Source organism: Pseudomonas petroselini (assembly GCF_045037875.1).
Taxonomy (GTDB): Bacteria; Pseudomonadota; Gammaproteobacteria; order Pseudomonadales; family Pseudomonadaceae; genus Aquipseudomonas; species Aquipseudomonas petroselini.
Window position 1 is genome coordinate 6623954 of the sequence record NZ_CP173614.1, and the last position, 23452, is coordinate 6647405.

20 protein-coding genes and 2 tRNA genes are annotated in these 23452 nt (G+C 57.9%); 1 reads left to right on the forward strand and 21 read right to left on the reverse strand.

What is annotated here, in order from left to right; translation table 11 throughout:
* Nucleotides 1-124 precede the first annotated feature (124 nt).
* From rpsO to rlmE, 14 genes are all read right to left on the reverse strand, one after another.
* Nucleotides 125-394, reverse strand: a complete 270-nt coding sequence (gene rpsO, locus ACI512_RS30645) for a 30S ribosomal protein S15 (RefSeq protein ID WP_003177875.1) — start codon at nt 392-394, stop codon at nt 125-127.
* Between the two features lie 115 nt (nt 395-509).
* A complete protein-coding gene (gene truB / locus ACI512_RS30650; protein WP_015885916.1) occupies nt 510-1427 on the reverse strand; it encodes a tRNA pseudouridine(55) synthase TruB in 918 nt (305 codons plus the stop codon).
* Between the two features lie 3 nt (nt 1428-1430).
* A complete protein-coding gene (rbfA, locus tag ACI512_RS30655; protein ID WP_015885917.1) occupies nt 1431-1826 on the reverse strand; it encodes a 30S ribosome-binding factor RbfA in 396 nt (131 codons plus the stop codon).
* 159 nt (nt 1827-1985) lie between these two features.
* Nucleotides 1986-4511 carry a translation initiation factor IF-2 gene (gene infB, locus ACI512_RS30660; RefSeq protein WP_015885918.1) on the reverse strand — a complete coding sequence of 842 codons (2526 nt, stop codon included), beginning with the start codon at nt 4509-4511 and terminating at the stop codon, nt 1986-1988.
* Between the two features lie 27 nt (nt 4512-4538).
* A complete protein-coding gene (gene nusA / locus ACI512_RS30665; RefSeq protein ID WP_003212187.1) occupies nt 4539-6020 on the reverse strand; it encodes a transcription termination factor NusA in 1482 nt (493 codons plus the stop codon).
* 47 nt (nt 6021-6067) lie between these two features.
* Complete coding sequence (rimP, locus tag ACI512_RS30670) at nt 6068-6526, reverse strand: ribosome maturation factor RimP (protein ID WP_003235029.1); 459 nt, start codon at nt 6524-6526, stop codon at nt 6068-6070.
* 140 nt (nt 6527-6666) lie between these two features.
* Nucleotides 6667-6743: transfer RNA gene (locus ACI512_RS30675), tRNA-Met, on the reverse strand.
* 96 nt (nt 6744-6839) lie between these two features.
* A tRNA-Leu gene (locus tag ACI512_RS30680) sits at nt 6840-6925 on the reverse strand.
* Nucleotides 6926-6947: 22 nt separating this feature from the next.
* Complete coding sequence (secG, locus tag ACI512_RS30685; protein WP_010206600.1) at nt 6948-7331, reverse strand: preprotein translocase subunit SecG; 384 nt, start codon at nt 7329-7331, stop codon at nt 6948-6950.
* A gap of 4 nt (nt 7332-7335) precedes the next feature.
* Nucleotides 7336-8091, reverse strand: coding sequence for a triose-phosphate isomerase (gene tpiA / locus ACI512_RS30690; protein WP_015885920.1), 756 nt, complete (start codon nt 8089-8091; stop codon nt 7336-7338).
* Nucleotides 8092-8157: 66 nt separating this feature from the next.
* Nucleotides 8158-9495 (reverse strand): phosphoglucosamine mutase, encoded by a 1338-nt coding sequence (gene glmM, locus ACI512_RS30695; protein ID WP_015885921.1) that lies wholly within the window; start codon nt 9493-9495, stop codon nt 8158-8160.
* A gap of 16 nt (nt 9496-9511) precedes the next feature.
* A complete protein-coding gene (gene folP, locus ACI512_RS30700; protein WP_231808054.1) occupies nt 9512-10363 on the reverse strand; it encodes a dihydropteroate synthase in 852 nt (283 codons plus the stop codon).
* 8 nt (nt 10364-10371) lie between these two features.
* A complete protein-coding gene (gene ftsH / locus ACI512_RS30705) occupies nt 10372-12282 on the reverse strand; it encodes an ATP-dependent zinc metalloprotease FtsH (RefSeq protein WP_159937279.1) in 1911 nt (636 codons plus the stop codon).
* 200 nt (nt 12283-12482) lie between these two features.
* Nucleotides 12483-13133 carry a 23S rRNA (uridine(2552)-2'-O)-methyltransferase RlmE gene (rlmE, locus tag ACI512_RS30710; protein ID WP_015885924.1) on the reverse strand — a complete coding sequence of 217 codons (651 nt, stop codon included), beginning with the start codon at nt 13131-13133 and terminating at the stop codon, nt 12483-12485.
* Between the two features lie 106 nt (nt 13134-13239).
* Here rlmE and ACI512_RS30715 point away from each other — a divergent pair, with 106 nt between their 5' ends.
* The gene (locus tag ACI512_RS30715; RefSeq protein ID WP_010206607.1) at nt 13240-13548 is read left to right on the forward strand and encodes a YhbY family RNA-binding protein; all 309 of its coding nucleotides are present in this window, start codon (nt 13240-13242) and stop codon (nt 13546-13548) included.
* A 20-nt stretch (nt 13549-13568) separates the two neighbouring features.
* Here the strand turns inward: ACI512_RS30715 and ACI512_RS30720 are convergent, their stop codons facing one another.
* The 7 genes from ACI512_RS30720 to dnaK form a co-directional block, all read right to left on the reverse strand.
* On the reverse strand, nt 13569-13973 hold the full coding sequence (locus tag ACI512_RS30720; RefSeq protein WP_236378462.1) for an MFS transporter: 405 nt from the start codon (nt 13971-13973) through the stop codon (nt 13569-13571).
* Between the two features lie 28 nt (nt 13974-14001).
* Nucleotides 14002-14478 carry a transcription elongation factor GreA gene (greA, locus tag ACI512_RS30725; RefSeq protein ID WP_015885926.1) on the reverse strand — a complete coding sequence of 159 codons (477 nt, stop codon included), beginning with the start codon at nt 14476-14478 and terminating at the stop codon, nt 14002-14004.
* Complete coding sequence (gene carB, locus ACI512_RS30730; RefSeq protein ID WP_015885927.1) at nt 14475-17696, reverse strand: carbamoyl-phosphate synthase large subunit; 3222 nt, start codon at nt 17694-17696, stop codon at nt 14475-14477. The genes greA and carB overlap by 4 nt, the downstream gene beginning before the upstream one ends.
* Before the next feature lie 105 nt (nt 17697-17801).
* Complete coding sequence (gene carA / locus ACI512_RS30735; RefSeq protein WP_046034282.1) at nt 17802-18938, reverse strand: glutamine-hydrolyzing carbamoyl-phosphate synthase small subunit; 1137 nt, start codon at nt 18936-18938, stop codon at nt 17802-17804.
* Between the two features lie 259 nt (nt 18939-19197).
* Nucleotides 19198-20004: a 4-hydroxy-tetrahydrodipicolinate reductase gene (gene dapB, locus ACI512_RS30740; protein WP_064053115.1), complete on the reverse strand. Its 807-nt coding sequence runs from the start codon at nt 20002-20004 to the stop codon at nt 19198-19200.
* Between the two features lie 10 nt (nt 20005-20014).
* A complete protein-coding gene (gene dnaJ / locus ACI512_RS30745) occupies nt 20015-21139 on the reverse strand; it encodes a molecular chaperone DnaJ (RefSeq protein ID WP_015885930.1) in 1125 nt (374 codons plus the stop codon).
* 316 nt (nt 21140-21455) lie between these two features.
* Nucleotides 21456-23372 (reverse strand): molecular chaperone DnaK, encoded by a 1917-nt coding sequence (gene dnaK / locus ACI512_RS30750; RefSeq protein ID WP_015885931.1) that lies wholly within the window; start codon nt 23370-23372, stop codon nt 21456-21458.
* Between the last annotated feature and the right edge of the window lie 80 nt (nt 23373-23452).

Here is a 23452-nt window from a genome sequence, read left to right on the forward strand (position 1 = left end):
CGGCCCGCCGCTTGTCCAGGGTAAAACGTGTATCCAGATAAAACTTGAGGCTGGGAGCCTGCCATGGGCCAGCGGGAATCCCACTGACACACGGCAGACAACCAACCTCTAGCGCAATCGCTGATTAGCGACGCAGACCCAGGCGACCGATCAGAGTCTGATAACGACCCAGATCCTTGCCTTTCAGGTAGTCCAGCAGCTTACGGCGCTGGTTTACCATGCGGATCAGACCACGACGGGAGTGGTGATCTTTACCGTTGGCCTTGAAGTGACCTTGCAGCTTGTTGATGTTGTGGGTCAGCAGTGCAACTTGCACTTCTGGCGAACCAGTGTCACCAACAGCTTGCTGATAGTCAGCTACGATTTGTGCTTTTTCTTGAACGTCGAGAGCCATGAGGCAATCCTTTTTTCAGGAAACCACCCAAAGGGCGGTTTCAACAGGCCAGGGACAAATCCCTGTATCTAAAAATGAGTGTTGACCGTGCCTGTTAACAGCCACACTCGTTCGGTCATTCTGACCGAATCAGTCGACGCGGCGCGATGCGCCCGTCTTCGCTCACTTCACCGATACCGATAAAGCGACCGTTATGATCCTGTACCCGCACCATACCGAACTTCGGAGCGTCCGGGGCGCGTACCGGTTGGCCGTTGAGCCAGTAGAACGCGCTGTGCTCCGAAAAGTGCAGCAATGGCCAATCCAGTAGACCGCTGTCCGACGGCATCAGGAAACGATCAACCGCTTCGTTCCCCCCTTCGGCGTGTACGGCTTCCAACTCTTCCAGCGTGACCGTCTGGGCCAGGCTGAACGGACCTGCCTGGGTGCGTCGCAGTTCTGCAACGTACGCGCCGCAACCAAGCTTTTCACCGATATCTTCCACCAGGGTACGGATATAGGTGCCTTTGCTGCAGTCCACGGCCAAGCGGGCAGTGTCGCCTTCATGAGCGAGCAATTCCAAGCGCGCAATAGTAACAGAACGCGGTTCGCGCTCCACTACTTCGCCCGCACGTGCCAGCTTGTAGAGCGGCTGGCCATCACGCTTGAGAGCCGAGTACATCGGCGGTATCTGACTGATTTCCCCACGAAAACCGGGTAAAGCAGCTTCAATATCAGCACGACCAACGGTCACGTCGCGAACCTGCAAAACATCACCTTCAGCGTCGGCCGTGGTGGTGGTCTTGCCCAGTTGCATCAGGGTTTCGTACCCCTTGTCGGAATCGAGCAGGTATTGCGAGAACTTGGTGGCCTCACCAAAGCACAACGGCAGTACGCCGGTGGCCAGGGGATCAAGGCTGCCGGTGTGCCCGGCCTTCTCCGCATTGAGCAGCCAGCGGACTTTCTGCAACGCGGCATTGGAGGTGAAGCCAATGGGCTTGTCGAGCAGAATGATGCCGCTGACATTGCGACGGATACGTTTGACCTGAGCCACCGCTTACTCCTTGGCGTCTTCAGGTGTGGACGGATGCTGGCTGTCTTCAGCCACGGCGCGCTCGATCAGCGCCGACAGGTGCGCACCACGTACGACGCTTTCGTCGTAGTGGAAGTGCAACTGGGGAACACTGCGCAGCTTCATCTCACGGGCCAACTGCATACGCAGGAAGCCTGCGGCGGCGTTGAGCACCTTGATGCTTTGTGCAATTTCTTCGGCGCTGTCCTGCCCCATCACGGTGATGAAGATCTTGGCGTGACCCACGTCACGGCTCACTTCAACAGCAGTGATCGTGACCAGGCCAACGCGGGGGTCTTTGACTTCGCGACGGATCAGTTGGGCCAGCTCGCGCTGCATCTGATCGCCGATACGCTGGGTACGGCTGTATTCTTTTGCCATGTCTTGTTACCTGTTACTGCCACACGGTGAAACCCGTGGGGTCTGAAAGCGGCAAACGCCCGGCCTGACAAAAGCCAGACCGGGCGTTGCGTTTAGAGTCCGGACACTGCGCGGGGCATTTGCATGCCCACACACGGCGTGGCTCCTGAAGTGCGCGAGTTAGAGGCTGCGAGCAACCTGAACCTTCTCGTAGACTTCGATCTTGTCGCCAGCCTTGACGTCGTTGTAGCTCTTGACGCCGATACCGCATTCCATGCCGGCACGTACTTCGGAAGCGTCATCCTTGAAGCGGCGCAGGGATTCCAGCTCGCCTTCGAAGATAACGATGTCTTCACGCAGTACACGGATTGGACGGTTACGGTACACAGTACCTTCGATAACCATGCAACCGGCGATCGCGCCGAACTTCGGCGAGCGGAACACGTCACGCACCTCGGCCACACCCAGGATGTTCTCCCGGACGTCGCTGCCAAGCATGCCGGTGAGGGCCTTCTTGACGTCTTCGATGATGTCGTAGATGACGTTGTAGTAACGCATATCCAGGCCTTCCTGCTCGACGATCTTGCGAGCGCCAGCATCGGCACGCACGTTGAAGCCGAACAGTACAGCGTTGGAGGCCAGTGCCAGGTTGGCGTCGGATTCGGTGATACCACCGACACCGCCACCGACAACGCGCACTTGCACTTCGTCGTTACCCAGGCCGTTCAAGGCGCCGTTCAACGCCTCGAGGGAGCCACGGACGTCAGATTTGAGGACGATGTTAAGCGTCTTCTTCTCTGCCTGGCCCATGTTCTCGAAGATGTTTTCCAGCTTACCGGCGTGAGCACGAGCGAGTTTGACTTCGCGGAACTTGCCTTGACGGAACAGAGCCACTTCACGGGCTTTCTTCTCGTCCGACAGCACGCTCATCTCGTCGCCAGCGTCCGGGGTACCGTCCAGGCCGAGGATCTCGACAGGGATGGAAGGACCGGCTTCTTTGATTGGCTTGCCGTTCTCGTCGAGCATGGCACGTACACGGCCGTAGTTCGAACCAACCAGCACCATGTCGCCTTGGCGCAGGGTACCGTCTTGAACCAGAACGGTTGCAACCGGGCCACGACCTTTGTCGAGACGCGATTCAACCACAACACCGCGACCTGGGGCCGACGGGGTTGCCTTGAGTTCGAGTACTTCAGCTTGCAGCAGGACGGCTTCGAGCAGCTCGTCTACGCCAGTACCGACTTTCGCCGAGACCGAAACGAACGGCGTATCACCGCCCCACTCTTCGGACGTCACGCCGTGAACCGACAGTTCGCTACGGATGCGATCGAGATCGGCGCCCGGCTTGTCGATTTTGTTCACGGCAACAACCAGTGGAACACCAGCGGCCTTAGCGTGCTGGACAGCTTCAATGGTCTGCGGCATCACGCCGTCGTCCGCTGCAACTACCAGGATCACGATGTCAGTCGCCTTGGCACCACGGGCACGCATTGCGGTAAACGCGGCGTGACCAGGGGTGTCGAGGAAGGTGACCATGCCGCGCTCGGTTTCAACGTGGTATGCACCGATGTGCTGGGTGATACCGCCGGCTTCGCCAGCAGCTACCTTGGCACGACGGATGTAGTCGAGCAGCGAAGTCTTACCATGGTCAACGTGGCCCATTACGGTCACAACTGGCGCACGGGAGAACGTCTCACCTTCAAACTTCAAGGACTCGGCCAGGGAGTCTTCCAGGGCGGTGTCGCTGACCAGGGTCACTTTGTGGCCCAGCTCTTCGGCTACCAGCTGAGCAGTTTCCTGATCAAGCACCTGGTTGATGGTCGCTGGGGTACCCAGTTTGAACATGAACTTGATGATTTCAGCAGCCTTGACCGACATCTGATTGGCGAGATCGCCAACCGTGATGGTCTCGCCGATCTGCACATCACGCACGACAGGGCCGGTTGGGCTCTGGAAACCGTGGGCGTTGCGTTTTTTCAGCTTGGCCTTGCCGCGACCACCACGACGGAAGCCATCGCTTTCTTCGTCGGTAGTGCGTGGAGCAACGCGTGGAGCAGGCGCTTTCTCTTTGACCGAGGCACGATGCGGAGCGTTTTTACGCTCGCCATCGCCACCACCACCGCGACGATTGTTATCGTCGGCACGTGGTTTGTCCGGACGACGAGGTTCGTCGCGCTTGCGGGCGTCAGCAGCCGGTGCTGGTGCGGCGGCAACCGGAGCGGCCTCACGCACAGCTTCAACAGGCGCTACAGGAGCGGCGACCGCTTCAGTACCAGCAGGTTGCGCAGCAGCAGGCTGGCGACGCGCTTCTTCTTCGGCGCGACGCTTGGCTTCTTCTTCAGCCTTCTGACGAGCAGCATTTTCTACTGCGCGACGTTCTTCCAGTTCGCGTTTGCGCTCGGCTTCGATTTCTTCCGGGCTGCGCTGTACGAAGACTTTCTTCTTGCGTACTTCAACGCTGATGCTCTTGCTACCAGCAACACGCAGGGTGCTGGTGGTTTTGCGCTGCAATGTAATCTTGCGCGGTTCTTCCACTTTCGCCTTGTGGCTGCTCTTCAAGTGAGTCAGCAAAGACTGCTTCTCACTATCGCTCACACCTTCATCGGCGGCGGTGTGCGGCAGACCTGCCTCACGCATCTGCTGCAACAGGCGCTCTACCGGTGTTTTGACCTCATCGGCCAGTTGTTTCACCGTGACTTGCGTCATGCACTTCTCTCCTCAGGCCGCGCCTAGTTACTCGAACCAATGGGCTCGGGCGGCCATGATCAACTTGCCGGCACGATCATCGTCAATGCCGTCGATGTCGAGCAGATCGTCAATAGACTGCTCGGCCAGGTCTTCGCGGGTAATTACGCCGCGCACCGCCAGTTCCATCGCCAAATCCTTGTCCATACCCTCAAGCGAGAGCAGGTCTTCGGCCGGATGGGCGTCTGCCAGCTTTTCCTCAGTAGCGATGGCTTTAGTCAACAAACGATCCTTGGCCCGAGCGCGAAGCTCGTTGACGGTGTCTTCGTCAAAGCCGTCGATGTTGAGCATTTCTTCCAACGGTACGTAGGCAATCTCTTCCAGGCTGGTGAAGCCTTCATCTACCAGCACCTGTGCCAGGTCTTCGTCGACTTCCAACTCGTCGATGAAGTTGCGCAGGATGTCACCGGTTTCAGCTTGCTGCTTAGCCTGGATGTCCGATTCGGTCATCACGTTCAGGGTCCAACCGGTCAGTTGGCTCGCCAGACGCACGTTCTGACCACCACGACCAATGGCCTGAGCCAGATTGTCTGCGCCAACGGCGATGTCCATTGCATGGGCATCCTCGTCAACGATAATTGCCGCCACTTCAGCTGGCGACATGGCGTTGATCACGAACTGCGCCGGGTTATCGTCCCACAGGACGATGTCCACACGCTCACCACCCAGTTCGCCCGACACTGCCTGGACGCGCGAACCGCGCATACCAATGCAAGCGCCTTGCGGGTCGATGCGTTTGTCCTTGGACCGAACCGCGATCTTGGCGCGCGAACCCGGGTCGCGGGACGCAGCCATGACTTCGATCAGGCCTTCGGCAATTTCCGGCACTTCGATACGGAACAGCTCGATCAGCATTTCCGGCGCGGTACGCGACAGGATCAACTGAGGGCCGCGGTTCTCGGTGCGGATTTCCTTGAGCAGCGCACGCAAGCGCACGCCAACCCGGAAGGTTTCGCGAGAGATGATGTCTTCGCGGGCCAGCAACGCTTCGGCGTTGTTGCCCAGGTCAACGATCACGTTGTCGCGGGTTACTTTTTTCACGGTGCCGGAGATGATTTCACCCAGGCGTTCGCGATAGGCGTCAACGACTTGAGCGCGCTCAGCTTCGCGAACCTTCTGCACGATGACCTGTTTGGCGGTCTGTGCAGCAATACGGCCGAATTCGATCGACTCGATCTTTTCTTCGACGACATCACCGACCTGGGCGCCTGGATGCGTTTCGGCAACCTTGCTTGGCCAGGTTTCGATGGCCGGATCATCAAGATCGGCCTCTTCGACGACCGTCCAGCGACGGAAAGTCTCATAGGCACCGGTGTGGCGGTTGATTTCCACACGCAGATCAACTTCGTCTTCAAAACGCTTTTTGGTAGCAGTGGCCAGGGCCAGTTCCAGCGCTTCAAAAATCACGTTTGCCGGTACGCCCTTTTCATTGGATACCGACTCAACAACCAGCAGTACTTCTTTGCTCATCGTACGCCTCGCCTTTCGCAAGCCATTGGATCCGCGGGATCCGCGTCTCAGTCAAAACTGGGAATAATGTTGGCCTTGTCGATCATATCGATCGGCAACAGGAACTCATGGTCTTCTACCTGCACCACGACGTCCTGCTCTTCTACACCGCGCAGAAGGCCCTGAAAGTTGCGTCGCCCTTCGAACGGGGAGCGCAGCTTGATCTTCACTTGTTCACCGGCAAATTTTGCAAACTGATCAATAGTGAACAGTGGGCGTTCCATGCCTGGCGAGGAAACTTCTAAGGTGTATTCAACGGAGATCGGATCTTCAACATCCAGCACACCGCTGATCTGACGGCTGACAATGGCACAATCGTCCACCAGCACGCCGCCCTCTTTATCGATATAAACGCGCAACATTGAGTGGCGACCTTGAGCCGAAAACTCAATACCCCAGCATTCATAGCCTAGGGCCACGACCACCGGGGCCAACAAGGCCTGCAACTCTTCTAGCTTGCTCGACACCTGAACCCCCTCGTGCATGTATGTGCATGCTGTGCAAAATAAAAAAATGGGCGAAACGCCCATCCTTGAAACGCCGTCGAACAGCGGCGTTGAAAGTGTCCAGCTAACAAAAAGCCCCTTAAAAGGGGCTCCGCTAAAACTGGTTGCGGGGGCCGGATTTGAACCGACGACCTTCGGGTTATGAGCCCGACGAGCTACCAGACTGCTCCACCCCGCGACAAAGCTGGGGCGGAAGTATACGACCGATCCCTTACAGGGTCAATGTAACCTTCCACCTACAAGAAAGCCCGCAACAGCGGGCTCTCCTGATAATTGGTACCGAGAAGGGGACTCGAACCCCTACACCCTATGGGCACAACCACCTCAAGGTTGCGTGTCTACCAATTCCACCACCTCGGCAATACAGCGCTTACAACCCTTCTTACTTCTGCTCTTGAGCTGGAGGTACGTCAGTCGCTGGAGTAGCCGACTTTTGCTCTTGAAGCACCGGGACATCATCAGAAGCCGGTTTTGCTTTTGGCACTTCCAACACTGCTGGGTTTGGGAGACCTACTTGAGTCAGCACATGAGCTTTCTCTTTAGCAAAGTAACCTAACCCCAAGCTGGTTATGAAGAAACCGGCGGCAAGTATAGCAGTAAACTTACTAAGAAAGGTAGAGGAACCTTGGCTTCCGAATACAGTATTTGAAGCACCTGCACCGAAAGACGCACCAGCATCCGCACCTTTACCCTGTTGCAACAAGACCAGGGCAACTACGCCCAAGGCAGCCAACAGATGAAAAACGACTACGACTGTTTCCAGCATTTTTTCAGTTTCCCGCGGCGCGACAGATCGCACCGAACTCATCTGCATTCAGGGAAGCTCCACCAATGAGCCCCCCATCGATATCCGGCATGCCGAACAGTTCGACCGCATTGGCCGCCTTCACGCTGCCGCCGTATAGAAGCCGCACACCTTGTGCGACTTCAGAATTCTCTGCCGCCAACTGCGCGCGGATGGCTGCGTGCACATCCTGCGCCTGTTGCGGTGTAGCAGTCAGCCCGGTGCCAATGGCCCAGACCGGCTCGTAAGCAATAACCGCCTTTGCAAACGCACCAACACCCAGCTCCTCGATGATGCTGCCAAGCTGACGCGAGACAACTTCAAGAGTCTTGCCCGATTCACGCTGCTCAAGGGTCTCCCCTATGCACAACACTGGAATCAAGCCACAAGCCTGTGCCGCTGCGAACTTGCGATTGAGTGTCCCATCACGCTCGCCCATCATCTGACGACGTTCGGAGTGCCCGACAAGCACATAGGAACAACCCGCATCAACCAGCTGACTCGGTGCAATCTCACCGGTCAACGCACCTTGCATGGCTTCCACCGCAGAATTCTGCGCGCCGACCTGAATCGACTTACCTTTCAAGCCATCAACCACTTGGGTGATATGCAAGCAAGGCGGAAACACCGCGATATCAACACCGCTAGGCAAGGCCAAGTGACGAAGGCCATTGATCAGCTCAGCGACACTGGCGCGGGTACCGTGCATCTTCCAGTTACCAGCTACCATAGTGCGACGCATGCTGTACCTCGTCGGTCAAAGTGGGCGCAGATGTTACCCAACCACATCATCACTGGCAAGCCGAATTCAGGCGCAAACTTCAGTTACCAGTTTTGCCAGGTCTTCGGCATGGCCGCGAACCTGTGTTTCGTCATCACCTTCGACCATGACACGCACCAGAGGCTCTGTGCCGGACTTGCGCAACAACACTCGACCACGCCCCGCCATTGCCAGGGTCACGCGCTCGCAAGCCTCTTTGACAGCGGGGTGCTCGATCGGGTTTTCACCACCGGCAAAACGCACATTGAGCAGCACTTGCGGGCATTTGCGCAGCGCCTGACGCGCCTGGGCAAGACTCTCTTCACGACGACGCAACGACAGCAGAACCTGCAACGCAGCAATGATCGCATCGCCCGTAGTGGTGTGCTGGAAGCAGACAACGTGCCCGGAATTCTCACCACCCACCTGCCAGTTACGCTCCAGCAGTTCGGCGATCACATAGCGGTCACCGACATTGGCGCGCACGAACGGAATGCCCAGGTCCGCCAAGGCCAATTCAAGCCCCAGGTTGCTCATCAGCGTACCGACGACACCGCCTTGCAGCTTGTTACGCTCATGCAGGTCGCGGGCAATGATGAACAAAAGGTCGTCCCCATCAACGATCGCCCCCGTGTGGTCCACCATCAGCACACGGTCACCATCACCATCGAAGGCAATACCCAGGTCAGCATGCTCGGCAAGGACGGCGGCCTGCAGTTGCTCCATATGCGTGGAGCCGCAGTTGTCGTTGATATTCAGCCCGTTCGGCTGGGCCGACAGAACGGTCACGTCAGCCCCCAATTCCTTGAATACGCTTGGCGCCACTTTATAGGTCGCACCATGGGCGCAATCGACCACAATCTTCAGACCGGCGAAATTGGTGCTGCTCGGCACACTGCTCTTGCAGAATTCGATATATCGACCCGATGCGTCGTTGATACGCGACACCTTGCCCAACTTGCTGGACTCAACCACCGTCATCGGCGCATCCAGCAGCTCTTCGATCATCAACTCGATCTCATCCGGCAGCTTAGTGCCCTGACCTGAGAAGAATTTGATGCCGTTGTCGTCATGGGGGTTGTGCGAGGCACTGATGACAATACCGGCTTCAGCGTGAAAGGTGCGCGTCAGGTAGGCGATCGCCGGGGTCGGCATAGGGCCCAGCAGCATGACATCGGCACCCGCGGCGGACAGGCCTGCCTCCAGTGCGGACTCAAACATGTACCCTGAAATACGGGTGTCCTTGCCCACCAGGATGCGACACGCCCCCATACTGCGGAACGCCATACCCGCCGCCCAACCCAGCTTGAGCATGAAATCAGGAGTAATCGGAAATTCGCCGACCCGACCACGGATACCGTCGGTGCCAAAGTATTTTTTAGTCATAAGTGCTCCATCATTCTTATTCGGCTGATTCTACCGCAGCAATCATGCGCACCACATCCACCGTCTCGGCGACATCATGCACACGCAAGATACGCGCGCCCTTGCTGACTGCAAGCGCCGCCAGTGCAAGACCACCATACAGCCGCTCACCCACCGGACGATTCAGCGCCAGCCCTATCATGCTCTTGCGCGAAACGCCGACCAAAAGAGGCCGACCAAGCGCATGCAGGGATTCCATATGCTTGAACAGGCTTAGATTGTGCTGCAGGGTTTTAGCAAAGCCGAAGCCGGGATCGAGGATGATCTTTTCCGCGGCAATCCCCGCGACAGCACACTGAGCGACCCGCTCAGCGAGAAAACCACTCACCTCGCCAACAAGGTCCTCGTAATGAGGGCTGTCCTGCATGTTGCCGGGCTCTCCCAGCATATGCATCAGGCACACCGGCAAACCGGTAGCGGCAGCGGCATCGAGGGCACCGTCACGCTGAAGAGAGCGCACATCGTTGATCAACCCCGCTCCCAGTCGCGCAGTTTCGCGCATCACGGCCGGGGTTGAAGTATCAACAGAGATGATCACATCCAGCTCGCGCGCAATGCGCTCGACTATCGGCGCCACCCGCTCCAGCTCCTCCAAGGGAGAAACAATGCGAGCGCCAGGCCGGGTCGATTCACCACCGACATCAATGAGCGTCGCTCCCGCAGCCACCATTGCCTCAGCGTGACGCAACGCAGCATCGAGCTGGCTGAAGCGGCCGCCATCGGAAAAGGAGTCAGGGGTAACGTTAAGAATGCCCATGACATGTGTATGGGCCAAATCAAGAACCCGGTTGCCGCAAGGCAACCGGGTGGAGGACAACGCAGAAGTCATTTCAAACCTTAGTGGTCGGCTGCCGGGCCGCCGATTGGGGTTTCAGGGCGCTCGTTCTGAACCACTGGCGGAGTGCCAGAGGTGCCCGAACCGCCTTCCCAATCGCGAGGCTCGCGGGGTGCGCGACCGGCCATGATGTCATCGATCTGGTCGGCATCAATGGTCTCGTACTTCATCAGCGCATCAGCCATGGCGTCCAACTTGTCGCGGTTGTCAGTCAGGATTTGCTTGGCCGTGCCGTAGCACTGGTCAATGATGCTGCGCACCTCGGAGTCGATCAGCTTGGCTGTCTCACCCGAGAAGCTGGCGCTTTGACCGCCACCGCCACGACCCAGGAACACTTCGCCTTCTTCCTCGGCATACATCAGCGGGCCGAGTTTTTCCGACAAGCCCCACTTAGTCACCATGTTCCGCGCGATCTGGCTGGCACGCATGATGTCGTTGGAGGCACCGGTAGTCACGCCGTCGAAACCCAGGGTCATCTCCTCAGCAATCCGGCCGCCGTACAGCGAGCAGATCTGGCTGATCAGGGCGCGCTTGGAAAGGCTGTAGCGGTCCTCTTCCGGCAGGAACATGGTGACACCCAGCGCCCGCCCCCGAGGAATGATCGACACTTTGTAGACCGGGTCATGCTCAGGCACAACGCGACCGACAATGGCGTGACCGGCTTCGTGATAAGCGGTGTTCTGTTTCTCTTTTTCGGACATGACCATGGATTTGCGCTCGGCGCCCATCATGATTTTGTCTTTGGCCAATTCGAACTCTTTCATCTCCACGATGCGCTTGCCGGTACGGGCAGCGAACAACGAAGCCTCGTTGACCAGGTTGGCCAGGTCAGCACCCGAGAAACCTGGCGTACCACGGGCAATCACGGCCGGAGCCACGTCATCGCCCATGGGCACCTTGCGCATGTGCACTTTCAGGATCTGTTCACGACCACGGATATCCGGCAGGCCAACCACAACCTGGCGGTCGAAACGGCCTGGACGCAGCAACGCAGGGTCCAATACGTCCGGACGGTTGGTTGCAGCGATGACAATGATGCCGTCGTTCATTTCAAAGCCGTCCATCTCAACCAGCAACTGGTTAAGGGTCTGCTCACGCTCATCATGACCGCCGCCCATGCCGGCACCACGATGGCGACCAACGGCGTCGATTTCATCGATGAAGATGATGCAAGGCGCATGCTTTTTAGCCTGCTCGAACATATCGCGAACACGGCTGGCACCCACACCCACGAACATCTCGACGAAGTCAGAGCCGGAAATAGTGAAGAACGGCACCTTGGCTTCGCCGGCAATTGCCTTGGCGAGCAGGGTTTTACCGGTACCTGGTGGCCCCACCATCAAGACGCCGCGAGGAATGCGGCCACCCAGACGCTGGAACTTGCCCGGGTCGCGCAGGAACTCGACCAACTCACCTACTTCTTCCTTGGCTTCGTCGCAACCGGCAACGTCAGCCAGGGTGGTCTTCACCTGATCTTCGGAGAGCAGGCGTGCCTTACTCTTGCCGAAGCTCATCGGCCCGCCCTTGCCTCCCGCGCCGCCCTGCATCTGGCGCATGAAGAACATGAACACGGCGATGATCACCAGGATCGGGAAGCTGGCTACCAGCAATTGGGTCCAGATGCTTTGCTGCTCAGGCTGCTTGCCTTCAACAACCACATGGTTATCAACCAGATCGCCGATCAGGCCATTGTCCGGGATATTCGGACGTATGGTTTTGAAGCCATCGCCATCGTTGCGCTTGCCGGTGATCACAGCGCCATCAACCGTAACGCGCTCGACCTTGCCATCCTTAACTTGCTGGATGAAGTCGGAATAGTTGAGGGTCTGCGGCTCGTTAGGGCTGGAGAAGTTGTTCATCACCGTCACCAGGACTGCCGCGATGATCAACCACAGGATCAGATTCTTTGCCATATCGTTCAATTAACTACCCTCTGAAGCAAGCTCCGCTACTGGCGCGCGCTTCGCATGATATTCACCGGCCTAACTTACTACATTACCTACAACACTGGCAGGCGCCGTCTGTAACCCTTTGTGAAACTTTGACTACACAATATTCGTAAAGCTTCGTGACGAAAGCGATATAAAAAAACCTATCGCCCTCCTCGAATTCCTTAAAAGCGCTCTTCACTCGCCGCGCCTTCGACGCCGCGGAAGCCGCGGCACAGCAGGTATTGCTCTCTGGAACGGTCTCGGGAGGAGTCGGGCTTGCGCGTCTGCACCTTGTCGAACAACTTGCGGATGTTCTTGTGGTACTCGTCGAAACCCTCGCCCTGGAAGACCTTCACCAGGAAATCACCACCCGGACGCAACACCCGACCCGCCAAATCCAGCGCTAATTCGCAAAGGAACATGGCACGTGGCATATCGACAGCCGGTAATCCACTCATATTGGGGGCCATGTCGGAAATCACAAGGTCTACCTGCGAATTTCCCACAGCCTCAAGAATCTGTGCGAGCACCGTATCCTGGGTAAAGTCACCATGAACAAAGGTCACATCGGGGATGCTGTCCATTTCCAGAATGTCGGAAGCGATCAGACGACCCTGCCCACCAATCAGACGACTGGTCACCTGGGACCAGCCACCTGGGGCCGCGCCAAGGTCGATTACGCTCATGCCTGGACGAATCAACTTATCCTTGTCCTGGATCTCCAGCAACTTGTAGCTGGCCCGGGAACGGTAGCCATCCTTTTGCGCCTTTTTGACGTAAGGATCGTTGAAATGTTCTTGTAGCCACTTAAGGCTGGTTTTGGAACGGGCCACGGGCCACCTCGAAAAATAAAACGGGTCGTGATTAACTGGGCGGTCCCGGACTCGCTCGGGTAAACTGGCCGCCGCTTTTTACAAGATCAGACGCAGGGGTCAGATTATGCCGCTCACTCAAGAGCAGAAGAAACAGTACAAATCCATTGGCCACCATCTGAAACCAGTTTTGATTGTGGCAGATAACGGTTTGACTGAAGGTGTGTTAGCCGAGTTCGAACGCGCACTGAACGATCATGAACTGATCAAGATCAAGGTCAATATCCTCGACCGCGAAGCGCGCCTGGCCGCCATTGCAGAATTGTGCAAGGTGGGCAAAGCGGACCTGGTCCAGGTCATCGGCAAGATGGCGCTGCTGTATCGCAAGAACTTCAGCGTCAACAAGCAGCTGTCGAACGTACATCGCTTCAAGTAGTTTTCAAATGATAAAAAGGGTCACGGGCGCGCTTCGCGCGCCCCGCCACTCCATCCCGGTGCGGGCTGTATAACCAGCATCAGGCCGGAGAACCCTAGCACAAGATAGCTGAATAGCTGCCAGCGCAACGCTTCCGGCTGCCAGACATGCACGATGCAATACATTGCACACGCATACAGCGCCATCAACAGCAGTTGCCCGCGAATATCCCGCCACAAACTCTCCAAGCCTTCGGCCCTGACCAGCACCAATGCCTGGAGCGTTACGCACGCCGCCGCAAAACCCACCAGCAACGCACTGAGCAATCCGTCGATCTCATCGATCAACAACGGCGCCAGCCCAATCAGGCCCAGCGCCGGTAACACACCAATATGCAGCAACCACAGGCCGCCGACCCAAAGCATCTGGGAGAGCTGCCAAAGCATGGCGCCCGCATGAAGCGGGCGCCGCCTTTCAGACGTGACGAACTTCAACAATCTCGTACTCGATCACGCCACCCGGCGTCTTCACGGCCACCACATCACCCTCTTCCTTGGCAATCAAGGCGCGGGCAAGCGGGGAACCGACGGAGATTTTGCCGAGCTTGAAGTCAGCCTCGTCCTCGCCAACGATGTGGTAAACCACGCTCTCGTCAGTTTCGACGTTGGCGATTTCCACGGTGGTGCCGAAAATCACCTTGCCGGTGTGCGGAATAGTCGTGACGTCGATGATCACCGCATTCTGCATACGGCCTTCGATGTCACGAATCCGCGCCTCGACCATACCCTGCTGCTCGCGAGCAGCGTGGTATTCGGCGTTTTCCTTCAAGTCACCCAGCTCGCGGGCCGTACCGATGTCCTGGCTCAGCTTTGGACGTACGACCTTGGTCAGATGGGCGTGCTCCTCTTCCAGGGCCTTGGCGCCCTGGACGGTCATTGGGTATTTGATCATGCCTTCAATCCTGCGTGTAGGTCCTGCAAGCGACGCACGGTTTTTTCCGGACCGAACTTGAGCGCTTCGCAGATGGCTTCGCCAGCAGCAATGGTAGTGGTGCAGTAGATCTTGTGCTGCAAGGCATTACGACGAATGGAGTAGGAGTCCGCGATCGACTGGCGACCTTCGGTGGTGTTGATGATCAGGGTGACTTCGTCATTCTTGATCATGTCGACCACGTGCGGACGGCCTTCCGTCACCTTGTTCACGCGACGCACTTTCAGGCCGGCAGCTTCGATGAGCTTGGCGGTCCCGGCAGTGGCCACGACTTCGAAGCCCAAGTTGATCAGATCACGGGCTACGCCCGCAACCAGCGGTTTGTCGTCATCACGCACGCTGATAAACGCGGTACCGCCGGTTGGCAACACTTCGCTGGCGCCCATCTGAGCCTTGGCGAACGCTTCACCGAAGGTATCGCCCACGCCCATCACTTCACCGGTGGACTTCATCTCTGGGCCCAGGATCGGGTCCACGCCAGGGAATTTGGCGAATGGGAATACCGCCTCTTTCACGCTGTAGAAGTTCGGAATGATTTCCTTGGTGAAGCCGATTTCCTTCAGGGTCTTACCGGCCATCACGCGAGCAGCGACCATGGCCAGGGACACACCAATGCACTTGGAAACAAATGGCACGGTACGCGAAGCACGCGGGTTGACTTCGATGACGTAGATGTCTTCGCCTTGCAGCGCCAACTGTACGTTCATCAAGCCGACCACACCCAGCTCCAGGGCCATTTTCTTGACCTGTTCGCGCATTTCGTCCTGGATATGCGCCGGCAGCGAGTACGGCGGCAGCGAGCAAGCGGAGTCACCGGAGTGAACGCCCGCCTGTTCGATGTGCTGCATGATCGCGCCGATCACCACGTCGGTCCCGTCGCAAACAGCGTCTACGTCCATCTCGATGGCGCAGTTGAGGAAGTGGTCCAGCAGCACCGGGCTGTCGTTGGACACTTTCACCGCATCGCGCAGGTAACGTTTGAGCTCGTCTTCTTCGTAGACGATTTCCATCGCACGACCGCCCAGTACGTAGGACGGACGCACCACCAAGGGGTAACCGATCTTGCTGGCCGCGCGGATCGCTTCATCTTCGCTGCGCACGGTGGCGTTCGGCGGCTGGCGCAGGTTCAGACGCTCAACCATCTGCTGGAAACGCTCACGGTCTTCGGCACGGTCGATAGCGTCAGGGCTGGTGCCGATAATCGGGACGCCAGCGGCTTCCAGTGCGCGAGCCAGTTTCAACGGGGTTTGGCCGCCGTACTGGACGATCACGCCTTTTGGCTTCTCGACGCGACAGATTTCCAGCACGTCTTCCAGTGTTACCGGCTCAAAGTAAAGACGGTCGGAAGTGTCGTAGTCAGTGGAAACAGTTTCCGGGTTGCAGTTGACCATAATGGTCTCGTACCCGTCTTCGCGCAGGGCGAGAGCGGCGTGTACGCAGCAATAATCGAACTCGATGCCTTGGCCGATACGGTTTGGACCGCCACCCAGGATCATGATTTTGTCGCGACCCGACGGCGCAGCTTCGCACTCTTCCTCGTAAGTGGAGTACATATACGCAGTGTCGGTTGCGAACTCGGCCGCACAGGTATCAACGCGCTTGTAGACCGGGAAGATGTCCAGCTTGTGGCGATGCGTGCGCAGGTTCTTCTCGGTCACACCCAGCAGCTTGGCCAAGCGCTGGTCAGAGAAACCTTTGCGCTTGAGGCGGAACATCAGGTCGCGGTCGATAGAGGACAGACCGAGGGTCTTGACCTTCTCTTCTTCCTTGATCAGATCTTCGATCTGCACCAGGAACCACGGGTCGATCATGTTCATGCCGAAGATGTCTTCGACGGTCATGCCAGCGCGGAAAGCATCGGCTACGTACCAGATACGCTCGGCACCCGGCACGGTCAGCTCACGCTTGAGCACGCTCATGCTTTCCGGGTTGCTCAGGTCGAGCTTCTCGTCCAGACCGCAAACGCCCACTTCCAGGCCACGCAGGGCTTTCTGCAGGGACTCTTGGAAGGTCCGGCCGATAGCCATGACTTCACCGACTGACTTCATCTGAGTGGTCAGGCGGGCGTCGGCTTTCGGGAATTTCTCGAAAGCGAAGCGTGGCAGCTTGGTGACGACGTAGTCGATCGACGGCTCGAAGGACGCCGGCGTTGCGCCGCCCGTAATTTCGTTCTGCAGCTCGTCCAATGTGTAACCGATCGCCAGCTTGGCAGCGATACGCGCAATCGGGAAGCCGGTAGCTTTCGATGCCAGCGCCGAAGAACGCGATACACGCGGGTTCATCTCGATCACAACCATGCGGCCAGTGTCCGGGCAGATGCCGAACTGGACGTTGGAGCCACCGGTCTCCACGCCAATCTCACGCAGCACCGCCAAGGAGGCGTTACGCATGATCTGGTATTCCTTGTCCGTCAGGGTCTGTGCCGGAGCAACAGTGATCGAGTCACCGGTGTGCACGCCCATCGGGTCAAAGTTTTCGATAGAGCAAACGATGATGCAGTTGTCCTTCTTATCGCGGACAACTTCCATCTCATATTCTTTCCAGCCGATCAGGGACTCGTCGATCAGCAGCTCTTTGGTCGGAGACAAGTCCAGGCCACGGGCGCAGATTTCTTCGAATTCTTCACGGTTGTAGGCAATACCGCCGCCCGTGCCGCCCATGGTGAAGGACGGACGGATGATGCACGGGAAGCCCAAGCGTTCCAGGACAGAATTGGCCTCTTCCATGCTGTGGGCGATACCGGAACGCGGGCAATCAAGGCCGATGGACTTCATGGCCTTGTCGAAACGCGAACGGTCTTCAGCCTTGTCGATGGTGTCGGCATTGGCGCCGATCATCTCTACGCCAAACTTTTCCAGGACGCCTTCGCGCTCCAGGTCCAATGCGCAGTTCAGGGCGGTCTGGCCACCCATGGTTGGCAGCAGCGCGTCCGGACGTTCTTTCTCGATGATCTTGGCAACGGTCTGCCACTTGATCGGCTCGATGTAGGTGGCGTCGGCCATGTCCGGGTCGGTCATGATGGTGGCCGGGTTAGAGTTCACCAGGATGACGCGGTAACCCTCTTCACGCAGGGCTTTACAGGCCTGGGCGCCGGAGTAGTCGAATTCGCAGGCCTGGCCGATCACGATCGGGCCAGCGCCGAGAATCAGGATGCTTTTTATGTCTGTACGTTTTGGCATGGGTTTGTCACTCAAATCCGCAGGTCAGTCGGCAAGCCGTCTTGAACAATCTTTGATGAGCCTGCGGGGGCCACCGAAGCTCGGGGCCGCCCGCAAGCCGCTCAGTCAGCGTCGCTTGGCCATCTCATTGATGAAACGGTCGAACAGCGGCGCTACGTCGTTCGGGCCCGGGCTGGCTTCAGGGTGGCCCTGGAAGCTGAACGCGCTCTTGTCGGTGCGCTCGATGCCCTGCAGGGAACCGTCGAACAGCGACTTGTGAATCGCGCGAACGTTGCTCGGCAGGGTCGCTTCATCCACCGCAAAACCGTGGTTCTGGCTGGTGATCATCACAATGCCGGTGTCCAGGTCTTGCACAGGGTGGTTGGCACCGTGATGGCCGTGCCCCATTTTCAGGGTCTTGGCGCCAGAGGCCAGGGCCAGCAGCTGGTGACCGAGGCAGATACCGAATACCGGAATCTCGGTCTCCAGCACTTCTTTGATCGCCTGGATAGCGTAGTCGCAAGGCTCAGGGTCACCCGGGCCGTTGGACAGGAACACACCGTCCGGCTGCAGGGCGAGCACGTCGCTGGCCGGGGTTTGCGCCGGCACCACGGTCACGCGGCAACCGCGCTCGACCAGCATGCGCAGGATGTTGTACTTGACGCCGTAGTCGTAGGCGACCACGTGGTAAGGCAACTCGGCCGCATCGATGGTCGCGTGGCTATCGGTCTTCAAGTCCCAGACAGTGGAGCGCCACTCGTACTTCTCTTTGACGCTGACGACTTTCGCCAGGTCCATGCCCTTCAGGCCAGGGAAGCCTTGGGCTGCGGCAATCGCCGCCTCTTCGGAAATATTGTCACCGACCATGATGCAGCCGTTCTGCGAGCCTTTCTCACGCAGGATGCGTGTCAGGCGACGCGTATCGATACCGGCGATTGCCACAACGTTGTTGGCTTTCAGGTAATCGGACAGCGACATCGTGTTACGCCAGTTGCTCGCAACCAGCGGCAGGTCACGAATCACCAGACCGGCCGACCAGACACGATCAGACTCGACATCTTCCGGTGTCGTACCAGTGTTGCCGATGTGCGGATAGGTCAGGGTAACGATCTGTTGGGCGTAGGAAGGATCGGTAAGGATTTCCTGATAGCCGGTCATGGCAGTGTTAAACACCACCTCTCCAACGGTTTGACCGTCGGCTCCAATGGCTTCGCCGCGAAAAATGCTGCCATCAGCAAGGGCGAGTATGGCTGGCTTAGTCAAGAAGACCTCCCGTAAATAAAGCCTGAAAGGGCGATCGCAGGTTGTAAAAAAGCGGAGTGACGTATGGACACGTCACCCCGCTTCTTCACTGAATTATTCTGCGCGCTTTTAGTGGACACACTAAAGCTGTAGCTTACAGAAAAAGGCTTTTTTGGTCCACCGCTAATGAGCCTTAAAGGCAGGGGAATGCGACAGGACGTCGCTTAGCGGGTAAAAACGGGGCCTAAGCATAAGCTTGAGCCCCTGTTTTAGCTACTGATTAGTGCAGATCCAGCACGTCACGCATGTCATAAAGGCCCGCCGCACGACCTTCCAGCCAGAGCGCAGCACGTACCGCCCCCTTGGCAAACGTCATGCGGCTGGACGCCTTGTGCGTGATTTCCAGGCGCTCGCCCTCGGTGGCGAACAATACGGTGTGATCACCCACCACATCGCCACCGCGCACGGTTGCAAAACCAATGGTGTCACGCGCACGCGCACCGGTATGGCCTTCACGGCCGTACACCGCCACTTTCGACAAGTCGCGACCGAGCGCATCGGCGATCGCTTCCCCCATGCGCAACGCGGTACCCGACGGTGCGTCGATCTTGTGACGGTGATGAGTCTCGATGATTTCGATATCCGCCTCATCCCCCAGCACGCGCGCCGCCAGATCCAACAGCTTGAGCGACAGGTTCACACCCACACTGAAGTTGGCCGCGAAGACGATCGGAATGTCCTTGCCCGCCTCCGCCAGCAACTGCTTCTGTTCAAGCGTCAAACCGGTGGTGCCGATCACCATCGCCTTGCCCGCCTTGCGGCAGAAAGCCAGGTTTTTCAGCATAACGTCCGGCAGAGTGAAATCGATCAGCACGTCGAATTCGTCAGCCACCTGCTCCAGGTTGCCGGACAACGAAACACCGATACGCCCCAGCGAAGCCAACTCACCCGCATCCGCACCGATCAATGTGCTGCCGGGACGAACGATCGCTGCGGTCAGCCCGGAGGCCGGCGAGCGCTGCTGCACCGCCTCGACCAGCGTCTTGCCCATGCGCCCGGCAGCGCCCATTACGGCTATACGTCGCATACCCAACTCCTTACAGGTCGCCGAAGAAGCGCTTCACGCCATCGAAAAAGCCCGTGGTTTTCGGCGAGTGGGAGTCATCGCCTTCCAGCGAGCTGCGGAACTCTTCCAGCAATTCGCGCTGACGACGCCCCAGATTGACTGGCGTCTCAACGGCAACGCGGCACATCAGGTCGCCAGCACCACCACCGCGCACCGGCGCAACGCCTTTGCCACGGATACGGAACTGTTTGCCGGTCTGCGTGCCTTCAGGGATCTTGAGTTTGACGCGACCATCAAGGGTCGGAATCTCCAACTCGCCACCCAGCGCCGCATCAACAAAGCTGATTGGCACTTCACAGAACAGGTGCTTGCCGTCGCGCTGGAAGATCGAGTGCTCGCGCACATTGATCACCACATACAGATCGCCCGTAGGGCCACCTTGAGTACCCGCCTCGCCTTCGCCCGACAGGCGAATACGGTCGCCGGTATCCACACCCGCAGGCACTTTTACCGACAGCGTCTTGTACTCTTCGACACGACCTTCGCCGTGGCAGGAGTCGCACGGGTCGGAAATGATCTTGCCCTGGCCATGGCAACGCGGGCAGGTCTGCTGCACCGAGAAGAAGCCCTGCTGCATGCGGACCTGGCCAATACCGCCACACGTCGGGCAAGTGATCGGCGAGGAGCCTTTCTTGGCACCCGAACCATCGCACGGCTTGCAGTTGACCAGCGTCGGCACACGGATATTGACGCTGGTGCCGCGCACGGCTTCTTCCAGGTTCAACTCCAGGGTGTAGCGCAAATCACTGCCACGCTGGGCGCCGCCCCGCTGACCACCCCGGCCACCGCCGAAGAAGTCGCTGAATACGTCACCGAAAATATCGGAGAAGTTCTGGCCGCCAAACCCGGCACCGCCACCGCCCATGCTCGGGTCGACCCCTGCGTGACCGTACTGGTCGTAGGCCGCACGCTTGTTGGGATCAGACAGGCATTCGTAGGCCTCATTGGCCTCTTTGAACATTTCTTCGGATTCTTTGCTATCCGGATTACGGTCCGGGTGATGCTTCATCGCCAGGCGACGGTAGGCCTTCTTCAGGTCCGCCTCGCTGGAGCCGCGCTCCACACCCAACACTTCGTAATAGTCACGCTTTGCCATAAGTCTTTGCACTCTTAAGGACGTTCGGCCAGACCCTCCTGAGCCCTGCCAAACTCGTTGAGCCCCAATACAGGCCCGGACCCAACTCACGTCAATTCAACGATCCTGGTCATTACTACTTTTAGCCAGGGACCCGGCCAAAATGCGGTACTTCTTACTCGGAAAGCAGGAGCATTCCCGATCGCACCGCCAGCATCCGAACCTTGTCGCATGCTGTAAAAATTCGCATACCCCAGACACGCCAACGCGGGAGCAAGCTCCCGCGCGGCGACATCCTACCAGTCACCGCTTGATAGCGGTCAACCGGGCGACCAACTTACTTCTGGTCTTTGACTTCTTCGAACTCGGCATCGACAACATCGTCGTGCTTGGCTTCAGGCTCTGCCTGTTGCGCGGCACCATCAGCTGGCTGACCTTGTTCGGCATACATTTTCTGCGCGACGGGTGCAGAAACTTTCGACAGCTCTTCGATCTTGGCTTCGATAGCAGCCTTGTCGTCGCCTTTGACGGCGGCTTCCAGGGCAACTACGGCAGCTTCGATAGCGGCTTTCTCTTCAGCCGTCACTTTATCGCCAGCATCAGCGACCATTTTGCGCGTCGAGTGAACCAGTGCATCACCCTGGTTACGGGCGCCAGCCAGCTCGGCAAACTTGGCATCCGCATCAGCGTTGGCTTCAGCATCACGAATCATCTGTTGAATTTCTTCATCAGACAGACCGGAGTTGGCCTTGATGGTGATCTTCTGCTCTTTGCCAGTTGCCTTGTCTTTCGCGCCGACGTGCAGGATGCCGTTGGCGTCGATGTCGAAGGTCACTTCAATTTGTGGCACGCCACGCGGTGCTGGTGGAATCTCAGCCAGGTCGAACTTGCCCAGGGACTTGTTCTGCGCCGCTTGCTTACGCTCACCTTGCAGCACGTGAATGGTCACCGCGCCTTGGTTGTCGTCGGCAGTCGAGAACACTTGGGATTTCTTGGTAGGAATCGTGGTGTTTTTCTCGATCAGCGCAGTCATCACGCCGCCCATGGTTTCGATACCCAGGGTCAGCGGGCTGACGTCCAGCAGCAGCACGTCTTTCACGTCACCGGCCAATACCGCGCCCTGGATGGCAGCACCCATGGCAACCGCTTCGTCCGGGTTCACGTCTTTACGTGCTTCCTTGCCGAAGAACTCGGTAACTTTCTGCTGCACCAGTGGCATACGGGTTTGACCGCCCACCAGGATCACGTCGTTGATGGAACCTACGTCGATACCGGCGTCTTTCAGCGCAATGCGGCAAGGTTCGATGGTGCGCTGAACCAAGTCTTCAACCAGTGCTTCCAACTTGGCGCGAGAGATCTTCACGTTCAAGTGCTTAGGACCGGTGGCATCTGCAGTGATGTACGGCAGGTTCACGTCGGTCGACATGCTCGAGGACAGCTCGATCTTGGCTTTCTCAGCAGCCTCTTTCAGGCGCTGCATGGCCAGCGGGTCACCCTTGAGGTTCATGCCGCTTTCTTTCTTGAATTCGTCAACGAGGTAGTCGATCAGACGAATGTCAAAGTCTTCACCACCCAGGAAGGTGTCACCGTTGGTGGCCAACACTTCGAATTGGTGCTCACCGTCAACTTCAGCGATCTCGATGACCGAAACGTCGAACGTACCGCCACCCAGGTCATAAACGATCACAGTGTGGTCGCCCTTGGCCTTGTCCATACCGTAAGCCAGAGCAGCTGCGGTGGGTTCGTTGATGATACGTTTTACGTCCAGACCCGCGATGCGGCCGGCGTCTTTGGTTGCCTGGCGCTGGCTGTCGTTGAAGTAGGCCGGAACGGTGATGACCGCTTCGGTGACGGTTTCGCCGAGGTAGTCTTCGGCGGTTTTCTTCATCTTTTTCAGGACTTCAGCCGAAATCTGCGGTGCAGACATCTTGTTGCCATTTACTTCAACCCAGGCATCACCGTTGTCAGCCTTGGCGATTTTGTAAGGCACCATCTTGATGTCTTTCTGTACGACTTCTTCGTCGAACTTACGACCGATCAGACGCTTTACCGCGTACAGAGTGTTGTGCGGGTTGGTGACAGCCTGACGCTTGGCCGACTGACCAACAAGGATCTCGCCATCATTTGCGTAAGCGATGATCGACGGCGTGGTACGCGCGCCTTCGGCGTTTTCGATAACTTTGGCTTTGCCGTTTTCCATGACAGAGACGCAGGAGTTGGTAGTCCCCAGGTCGATACCGATAATTTTGCCCATGATTTACTCTCCCGAAACTTGAATTTGGATGCCGCAGCAGTGGTGGCTAACTGCGGTAGCACTTAAACGCTTGACTTATA

Bases quoted from the DNA above. Each gene is read 5' to 3' on its own strand.
- rpsO (WP_003177875.1), bottom strand. From the start codon at position 394: ATGGCTCTCGACGTTCAAGAAAAAGCACAAATCGTAGCTGACTATCAG.
- rbfA (WP_015885917.1), bottom strand. From the start codon at position 1,826: ATGGCAAAAGAATACAGCCGTACCCAGCGTATCGGCGATCAGATGCAG.
- infB (WP_015885918.1), bottom strand. From the start codon at position 4,511: ATGACGCAAGTCACGGTGAAACAACTGGCCGATGAGGTCAAAACACCG.
- nusA (WP_003212187.1), bottom strand. From the start codon at position 6,020: ATGAGCAAAGAAGTACTGCTGGTTGTTGAGTCGGTATCCAATGAAAAG.
- secG (WP_010206600.1), bottom strand. From the start codon at position 7,331: ATGCTGGAAACAGTCGTAGTCGTTTTTCATCTGTTGGCTGCCTTGGGC.
- tpiA (WP_015885920.1), bottom strand. From the start codon at position 8,091: ATGCGTCGCACTATGGTAGCTGGTAACTGGAAGATGCACGGTACCCGC.
- glmM (WP_015885921.1), bottom strand. From the start codon at position 9,495: ATGACTAAAAAATACTTTGGCACCGACGGTATCCGTGGTCGGGTCGGC.
- folP (WP_231808054.1), bottom strand. From the start codon at position 10,363: ATGACTTCTGCGTTGTCCTCCACCCGGTTGCCTTGCGGCAACCGGGTT.
- ftsH (WP_159937279.1), bottom strand. From the start codon at position 12,282: ATGGCAAAGAATCTGATCCTGTGGTTGATCATCGCGGCAGTCCTGGTG.
- ACI512_RS30715 (WP_010206607.1), top strand. From the start codon at position 13,240: ATGCCGCTCACTCAAGAGCAGAAGAAACAGTACAAATCCATTGGCCAC.
- ACI512_RS30720 (WP_236378462.1), bottom strand. From the start codon at position 13,973: ATGCTTTGGCAGCTCTCCCAGATGCTTTGGGTCGGCGGCCTGTGGTTG.
- greA (WP_015885926.1), bottom strand. From the start codon at position 14,478: ATGATCAAATACCCAATGACCGTCCAGGGCGCCAAGGCCCTGGAAGAG.
- carB (WP_015885927.1), bottom strand. From the start codon at position 17,696: ATGCCAAAACGTACAGACATAAAAAGCATCCTGATTCTCGGCGCTGGC.
- dapB (WP_064053115.1), bottom strand. From the start codon at position 20,004: ATGCGACGTATAGCCGTAATGGGCGCTGCCGGGCGCATGGGCAAGACG.
- dnaJ (WP_015885930.1), bottom strand. From the start codon at position 21,139: ATGGCAAAGCGTGACTATTACGAAGTGTTGGGTGTGGAGCGCGGCTCC.
- dnaK (WP_015885931.1), bottom strand. From the start codon at position 23,372: ATGGGCAAAATTATCGGTATCGACCTGGGGACTACCAACTCCTGCGTC.